The sequence below is a fragment of the Bacillus sp. JJ1566 genome (assembly GCF_036962685.1).
Classification (GTDB): Bacteria; Bacillota; Bacilli; order Bacillales; family Bacillaceae_L; genus Ferdinandcohnia.
In genome coordinates, this window is record NZ_JBALOP010000007.1 from 28,166 (window position 1) to 36,068 (window position 7,903).

General features: G+C 37.9%; 8 protein-coding genes and 1 other annotated feature. Of the genes, 6 read left to right on the forward strand and 2 right to left on the reverse strand.

Going from position 1 to position 7,903, the window contains the following annotated elements; all coding sequences use genetic code 11:
- Positions 1–108: 108 nt before the first annotated feature.
- Positions 109–318 carry a small acid-soluble spore protein SspI gene (gene sspI / locus V7112_RS04305; RefSeq protein ID WP_335415938.1) on the reverse strand — a complete coding sequence of 70 codons (210 nt, stop codon included), beginning with the start codon at positions 316–318 and terminating at the stop codon, positions 109–111.
- A gap of 120 nt (positions 319–438) precedes the next feature.
- On the opposite strand from sspI, the gene V7112_RS04310 reads away from it, so the two are divergent.
- The 4 genes from V7112_RS04310 to pheT all read left to right on the forward strand — a co-directional run bounded on the left by V7112_RS04310 (position 439) and on the right by pheT (position 5,843).
- Positions 439–1,188 carry a TrmH family RNA methyltransferase gene (locus tag V7112_RS04310; RefSeq protein WP_335415941.1) on the forward strand — a complete coding sequence of 250 codons (750 nt, stop codon included), beginning with the start codon at positions 439–441 and terminating at the stop codon, positions 1,186–1,188.
- Positions 1,189–1,227: 39 nt separating this feature from the next.
- Positions 1,228–1,908, forward strand: coding sequence for a YwaF family protein (locus V7112_RS04315; protein WP_335416387.1), 681 nt, complete (start codon positions 1,228–1,230; stop codon positions 1,906–1,908).
- A gap of 61 nt (positions 1,909–1,969) precedes the next feature.
- Positions 1,970–2,206: a binding site (T-box leader), on the forward strand.
- Positions 2,207–2,378: 172 nt separating this feature from the next.
- Entirely contained in the window at positions 2,379–3,413 is a 1,035-nt protein-coding gene (gene pheS / locus V7112_RS04320; protein ID WP_335415943.1) for a phenylalanine--tRNA ligase subunit alpha, read from the forward strand.
- Positions 3,414–3,428: 15 nt separating this feature from the next.
- Entirely contained in the window at positions 3,429–5,843 is a 2,415-nt protein-coding gene (gene pheT / locus V7112_RS04325) for a phenylalanine--tRNA ligase subunit beta (RefSeq protein WP_335415945.1), read from the forward strand.
- A gap of 33 nt (positions 5,844–5,876) precedes the next feature.
- Here pheT and rnhC read toward each other — a convergent pair whose 3' ends face one another.
- Positions 5,877–6,815, reverse strand: coding sequence for a ribonuclease HIII (gene rnhC / locus V7112_RS04330; protein WP_335415947.1), 939 nt, complete (start codon positions 6,813–6,815; stop codon positions 5,877–5,879).
- 145 nt (positions 6,816–6,960) lie between these two features.
- Between rnhC and zapA the strand changes: the two genes are divergently transcribed.
- Together zapA and V7112_RS04340 are read left to right on the forward strand one after the other, a co-directional pair.
- Complete coding sequence (zapA, locus tag V7112_RS04335; RefSeq protein WP_335415948.1) at positions 6,961–7,230, forward strand: cell division protein ZapA; 270 nt, start codon at positions 6,961–6,963, stop codon at positions 7,228–7,230.
- Between the two features lie 6 nt (positions 7,231–7,236).
- A complete protein-coding gene (locus tag V7112_RS04340; RefSeq protein WP_335415952.1) occupies positions 7,237–7,764 on the forward strand; it encodes a CvpA family protein in 528 nt (175 codons plus the stop codon).
- Positions 7,765–7,903 lie beyond the last annotated feature (139 nt).

Here is a 7,903-nt window from a genome sequence, read left to right on the forward strand (position 1 = left end):
TTCCTCTGAAAAATCGTGGCATCCGCCGGAGGCTTTAACTTTATTCGGCAGGAACTTCTGCTGAATAAAGTAAAAAGCCGATGGTTTATATGTCATCGGCTTTCCTAATTATTGCTTTAATCCTTGCTCTAAAGTAGAGAGCATCTCTTGTTTATCCTCTTGGCTTGCATTTTGCCAAATGACTTCAAATAATACTCCTAATCCCGGAAGCATTTTTTCTTCTCCGCTTTGGATTGCATCTACAATTGTATCTTGCAATTCAGCCTGGGAATTACCCGCGACATTGTGCTTAACAGCATGTCTTAAATTTAAATTCATTCACATGCACACCTTTCCTATGTAACTTTTCTTTAGTATCTTTTACGTTATCTGCCTTTTTTATGTACATTCCATAGGATATAATGGAAAAAGAATCACTAAAAAGGAGCAATTAGGACGTTGAAGCGAATTGAATCAAATAAAAATCCACAAATCAAACAATGGAAAAAACTACATACGAAAAAAGAACGTGATACATCTGGAACTTTTATGATTGAAGGATTTCATTTAGTGGAAGAAGCTCTTAAAAGTGATGTAATCATAAAAGAATTGATCATAAGCGAAACGATAGACATCCCATCAAGCTGGAATGTAGATAATCGATCTATCACGATTGTGACAGAAAAAATTATGAAAGAAATTAGCGATATGGACACTTCACAAGGAGTCGCTGCGATTTGTGAACAGTATTCTGCAAAAAAGGGTGGGAGATTCTCTAAGTTGTTATTAGTAGATGCTGTACAGGATCCTGGTAATTTAGGAACAATGATTCGTACTGCTGATGCAGCAGGTATAGACGCTGTGATTATTGGTGATGGAAGCGTTGATGTCTATAATTCAAAAGTGGTTCGTTCTACACAGGGCTCAATTTTTCATATACCTATTGTAAAAGCGAATTTACATGAAATGATGGATCATCTTAAACAAGATGGTATTAAAATTTATGGGACATCTTTAAGGAATGCAGTTGACTATAAACAAGCTATTGCGGACAGTTCCTTTGCTTTAATTGTTGGAAATGAAGGCAACGGGGTAGATCCTGAATTACTAGAAAAAACAGACCAAAATTTATACATTCCAATCTACGGAAAAAGCGAGTCTTTAAATGTTGCTGTAGCAGCGGGGATTTTACTTTATCATTTGCGGTAAAGAGGGGGAAGTAAAATAAACGACTATTTCGGGGGTTCAATTGTAGGTGAACCGTTTCATTGGTTATCTTTTTCGCATGTTGTGATGCTGGGCTTGCTTTTAATTTCGGGAACTCTGTTATTTCTTTTTAGAGCTAGACCCACTAAAGGAAAGATCGCAATTCGTTATACTTTGGCATTCTTTTTATTGGGCAGTGAGCTATCTCTCTATATTTGGTATTTGTATACTGGGGTATGGGACCCAATTGATTCCCTGCCATTTCAGCTTTGCTCGATTTCATTATTTTTAAGTATCATCATGCTGTTAACGCGAAGCTATTTTTTATTTGAAGTAACTTACTTTTTAGGTATAGGTGGCGCATTACAAGCAATGCTTACACCAGAGCTTGCTTATGACTTTCCGCATTATCGCTATTTTCACTTTTTTCTAGCTCATATTGCGATTATACTAGCAAGCTTGTACATGCTTTGGTACGAAAATTGTAGACCTACTTTCAAATCCATTTGGAAGGCCTTTGCGGGATTAAACGTAATCGCCTTAGTCGTCTTTTTCATCAACAAAGCAACTGGTGGAAACTATATGTTTCTCGCACACAAACCTATAAACCCAAGTCTAATCGACCTACTCGGACCGTACCCATGGTATATGTTATCCTTAGAAATTGTCGCCTTAGTCATGTTTTTTATCCTCTATCTCCCATTTGTACGAAAAAAGAAATAAATTGGGTTTGATTTGCGTAACGAAGATACGTATAATATAATCTATATGCTTTACATATAGGTTAAAAACAATGATTGAGACTAGTACCTTTCCACTCACTATTCAGGAAGAAAATGCCGTGACTGCAAGCATTTTTATAGAAGAAGAAAGTGAATTCACCTCTTGAGTTGGCACTTAGACCGTCTTTACATAGACGTAAAGGTGTACCGGCATTTGCCGTTATCAAAACGAAGTGAACAATTATGATGCCGTAATTGTTAACAAGGGTGGTACCGCGAATCTAAACCTCGTCCCTTTTTTGGGATTGAGGTTTTTTATTTTGTCTTATTGTCTAGCTCCAGGTGCCATCGGCTCGAGGTCACAAGCCAATCACTTCGGAAGGCAAAAAGCGCCTTCTGTCAGTGCTCATCTTGTGCTTGTCGCCGATGAACGGGCACCTTGCGCTTTTCTAAGAAAAAGGAGGAAAAACCATGCAAGAAAGATTACTTGAGCTGAAAGAAGAAGCTCTTGCAAAAGTAGAAGCTGCAACGAATCTTAAAGAATTAAATGATATTCGTGTTGCTTATTTAGGTAAAAAAGGACCTATCACAGAAGTACTAAGAGGAATGGGCAAGCTTTCTGCAGAAGAGCGCCCAAAAATGGGAGCACTTGTCAATGAAGTGAGAGAGCAAATCACAGAAAAATTAACAGCAAAACAAGAACTTCTTGAAAAAGAAGAAGTCGAACGAAAATTAGCTACTGAAACAATCGATGTCACACTTCCAGGTAGACCCGTTAAGGTAGGGGGACCTCACCCACTTACTAAAGTAATTGAAGAAATTGAGGATTTATTCCTTGGCATGGGTTATTCAATTGCGGAGGGACCTGAAGTAGAGAAGGATTATTACAATTTCGAAGCTTTAAATTTACCAAAGGACCACCCGGCAAGAGATATGCAGGATTCATTTTATATCACAGAGGATATTCTCCTTCGTACACAAACTTCCCCTGTTCAAGCAAGAACAATGGAAAAGCATGAAGGAAAAGGACCTGTAAAAATTATTTGTCCAGGTAAGGTATACCGTCGCGATAATGATGATGCGACCCACTCTCACCAATTCACGCAAATTGAAGGATTGGTTGTCGATGAGAACATTCGCATGAGCGATCTTAAGGGTACTTTAAATATTTTTGCGAAGAAAATGTTTGGTGAAGACCGTGAAATACGTCTCCGCCCAAGCTTTTTCCCATTCACTGAACCTTCCGTAGAGATGGATATCTCTTGCTTTAAATGTGGCGGGGATGGCTGTAATGTATGTAAGAAAACAGGCTGGATTGAAATTTTAGGTGCGGGTATGGTACATCCAAATGTACTTGAAATGTCTGGCTTTGATTCAAAGAAATATACAGGATTTGCGTTTGGTATGGGCCCAGAGCGTATCGCAATGTTGAAATATGGAATTGATGATATTCGTCATTTATACACAAATGATAATCGTTTCATCAAACAATTTAATCGGGCTTAAGGAGGGAGTAAGAGAATGTTTGTTTCGTATAAATGGTTGCAGGAATACGTTGATTTATCAGGTGTAACTGCAGAAGACTTAGCAGAAAAAATCACTAGAAGTGGAATTGAAGTTGAAGGTGTCGATCATTTAGGTGAAGGCATTAGCGGGATTGTGGTCGGTCACGTTTTAGAATGTGAACAGCATCCAAACGCTGACAAATTGAATAAATGTCTTGTTGATTTAGGTGAAGATGAGCCTGTTCAAATTATTTGTGGAGCACCGAACGTTGCAAAGGGACAAAAGGTTGTAGTTGCAAAGGTAGGAGCTGTCTTACCAGGCAATTTTAAAATTAAAAAGGCAAAGCTTCGTGGCGAAGAATCAAATGGAATGATTTGTTCTCTTCAAGAGCTTGGCATTGAATCAAAGCTTGTTTCAAAGGAGTACGCTGAAGGAATCTTTGTATTCCCACATGATGTAGAGCCAGGAGCGGACGCACTTGCTCTATTAAATCTTGATGATAAAGTTCTTGAACTAGGACTAACACCAAATCGTGCTGATGCTATGAGTATGATGGGGGTTGCTTATGAGGTCGCGGCTATTTTAGGAAAAGACTTAAAACTTCCACAGCCAAAAGTGAAAACCTCAGAGGAAAAAGCGGAAGATTACATTTCGATCTCAGTAGATGCGAAGGAAGACAATCCATTATATGTGGCACGAGTAGTGAAAGATGTAAAAATTGGTCCATCACCATTATGGCTTCAAACCCGCCTAATGGCAGAAGGTATTCGTCCACATAATAATGTTGTCGATATTACAAATTATATTTTATTAGAATATGGTCAGCCATTACATGCGTTTGACTATAATCGTCTAGGTTCTAAAGAAATTCTTATAAGACGTGCGAAAAACGGTGAAAAGATTACGACACTAGATAATGCAGAGCGTACATTAACCGATGAGCATCTCGTGATTACAAATGGAACAGTTCCGGTGGCACTTGCGGGAGTCATGGGTGGAGCTAATTCTGAAGTGAAAAATGACACAACAACTGTATTAATCGAGTCTGCTTATTTTACAGGCAGCACAATCCGTAAATCATCTAAAGATCATGGCTTACGCAGTGAGGCTAGTGCTCGTTTTGAAAAAGGAATTGATCCAAACCGCACTCGAGAAGCAGCAGACCGTGCGGCTGAGCTAATGGCAGAGCTTGCTGGTGGTATTGTGCTTAATGGTGTGGTAGCAGTTGACACTCTCGATATTCAACCAGTAAATGTATCCGTATCACTTGAGAGAATCAATAAAGTGTTAGGAACTGAAATTACTAAAGAAAAAGTAGAAGAGATTTTTACAAACCTAAAATTCACATTTACTGTGGATAACGGCGCATTTCATGTTACTGCACCTACACGCAGACCTGACATTACAATTGAAGAAGATTTAATCGAGGAAGTTGCAAGGCTTTATGGATATGATGAATTACCAACAACACTTCCTATTGGAGAATCAAACCCAGGAAGATTAACGGACTATCAAGCAAAGCGCCGTCTAGTTAGAAGATATTTAGAAGGTGTTGGCTTATACCAAAGCATCACATACTCACTAACAAGTGCTGAAAAAGTAAGTAAATACGCACTCGAACTAAGTGAGCCAATCCGTCTAGCAATGCCAATGAGTGAGGAACGCAGTCAATTAAGATTAAGCATTCTTCCACATTTATTAGAGGTTGTTTCACATGATTTAGCTCGTCAAATTGATAGTGTGGCTACTTACGAAACGGGCTCTGTCTTCATTACTAGACCAAACCAAGAACTGCCAGAAGAAAAAGAACACTTAGCAATTGCCCTAACTGGCTCATGGTTATCACCGACATGGCAGGGTGAGAAAAAAGCTGTGGACTTCTATGTGGTGAAAGGAATTTTAGAAGGGCTATTTGAAAAGCTTGGGCTTGAAAACAGAACTTCATTCCTACAAGCAAGAGTAGAAGGTATGCACCCTGGTCGCACAGCTGCTGTGTTATTAGATAACAAAGAAATTGGGTTTATTGGTCAAATTCATCCAAATGTTCAAAAGGACTTAGATTTAACTCCAACTTATGTAGTTGAGTTATCATTAAAGGATGTTTTAGAAGCAGATGTAGAAGAAATACTCTATCAACCAATTCCACGATTCCCTTCTATGACTCGTGACATTGCACTTGTTGTGGAAAGTGGAGTGGCTGCTGGTGATATGAAACAGGTTATTATTGAAGCGGGTGGCAAGCTGCTTCGTGATGTTACAATCTTTGACCTTTATGAAGGAGAGCGTATGGAGCCTGGTAAAAAATCAGTTGCATACTCAATCAAGTATTTTGATCCAGAGCGCACCTTAACTGAAGAAGAAGTAACAAAAGCACATGAAAAAGTTCTAAAAGCTGTTGCTGAAAAATTCAATGCAACATTGCGTTCATAAAAAAATGGAGTGGGTTCATACCCACTCCATTCTTTATACTCTAGCTATTTTCTTTGCTTTTTCCGTATTCGCAAAATGAACCTTCGTAAAACTGCGCAATGCTCCTAAACCTAGCTTTTTGATAAGTTTTGCTGCAACTACATCAACTTGAGCGCCGGCTCCTTTTTTTAACTCTAAACCGGCTTTTTCACTTAATTTGTCAAATTCTTTTATAAATGAATATCTCGCAATAATTGATGCAGCAGCAACTGAAAGATGAACTCCTTCTGCCTTCGTACTGAAATACACATGATCCTTAATGATTTCCTTTTGACCAGATAAATGCTTGAAATACACATCAGGAACAGCAAACTGATCGATTAAAATACCGTCAGGAGTTGTGGGTGCAATCTTTCTAAGCACATGCCCAATTGCTTGATTATGCAGCATTGCCTTCATTTTACCCTGTGTCATGCCTTTTGCTTGGAGTTCGTTGTATTTTTCATTATGTAAAATTAACAGGCTATATGGTATTACATGAATGATTGATTCTGCAATTTCGCAAATTTGTTTATCATTTAAATCCTTGGAATCTTTAACTCCAAGCTCCTTAAGTATAGCGAACTTATCACTTGAAACATAAGCGGCAACGACTGTCATTGGTCCAAAATAATCACCAGTTCCGACTTCATCAGAACCGACCATTGATAATGTTCCGATATTGGGTGGTAAGCCATTGTTTTTTGCAACAACTGATTTCTTTGTAGCTGTTGTTTTAGTAGGTGCTTCTGAGTTACCCCATTTTTTAGACTCCGCTGAAGCATTATTTCCTTGGAACAATACTTTTCCTGACTTATAAGCCGTTATCGTACAACCGGAAGGTTTTGCAACAAACACCCCTCCCTGTGGAACCTTATCTTGCAATTGACTCTTATAATGCGTCTTCATTTTTTCAATGGTACCGGGGGTACACTTTAAGACAGTATTAGACAAAAATAACATCCCCTACTTACTATTTTATACAAGATTGGATAAAATTCATTATAATCTATCATAACGTTTGTTGAGATTTCTTTCCATAAATATCATGTTCATGGTATTATTATTTGTAGGATTGACTAGAATGGAGGCCAACTACTTGTCACAGCCACAAAAAACAAGAACAACTGTAGATATATATGGACAGCAATATTCGATTGTAGGGTCTGAGAGCACAAGCCATATACGCCTTGTGGCCTCAATTGTTGATGATAAAATGAGAGAAATTAGTAATAAAAATACAACACTTGATATTAATAAACTAGCAGTATTAACAGCCGTTAATATTGTTCATGAACATTTAAAGCTTAAAGAAGATTATGAAGAGCTTGAAAAACGTTTAGAACAAGCAAAAAATGAAAAGGATTGACGTGATATGTTCGATTTAGTCTTAATAATCATCCTTTTAATGGGATTTTTAATTGGTTTGAGAAGAGGATTTATCCTTCAAATCGTTCATCTTACTGGATTTATTGTTGCATTTATCGTTGCATACCTCTATTATGATGAACTTATGCCAAAATTAATATTATGGATTCCATATCCAACATTCGGTGACGCCGATACCATGAAGTTTTTATTTGATAGTACGAATTTAGAAACATCTTATTATCGTGCAATTGCCTTCGCCATTATCTTCTTTGCAACAAAGTTCCTATGGCAAATCATTGGGTCGATGCTAGATTTCCTTGCAAATCTACCAATTTTAAAACAGATTAATGGTTGGGCTGGAGGTCTACTAGGATTTGTTGAAGTTTATTTAATTGTTTTTATTGTGCTTTATATTGGAGCACTACTACCAGTAGAAATCGTTCAGTCAAATCTCAACGATTCCTTTATGGCTAAAATGATTGTCCAACACACCCCGTTCTTCACTGGGAAGATCAAGGATATGTGGATTTAACTTCTCTCTTGCAGGGAAGTTTTTTTTATGAAAGACTATTAACCCACAATTAGTGACTTTTTTGCAAAAAATCTGTATCATTTTGGATAGAACAAATACGCCTTGGCGTATTTGCGCCCGATTTTTTTGGCCCACACGA

Excerpts from the sequence above, each read along its gene's own strand:
- sspI (WP_335415938.1), bottom strand. The coding sequence starts at position 318 with ATGAATTTAAATTTAAGACATGCTGTTAAGCACAATGTCGCGGGTAAT.
- pheT (WP_335415945.1), top strand. The coding sequence starts at position 3,429 with ATGTTTGTTTCGTATAAATGGTTGCAGGAATACGTTGATTTATCAGGT.
- V7112_RS04340 (WP_335415952.1), top strand. The coding sequence starts at position 7,237 with ATGTTCGATTTAGTCTTAATAATCATCCTTTTAATGGGATTTTTAATT.
- pheS (WP_335415943.1), top strand. The coding sequence starts at position 2,379 with ATGCAAGAAAGATTACTTGAGCTGAAAGAAGAAGCTCTTGCAAAAGTA.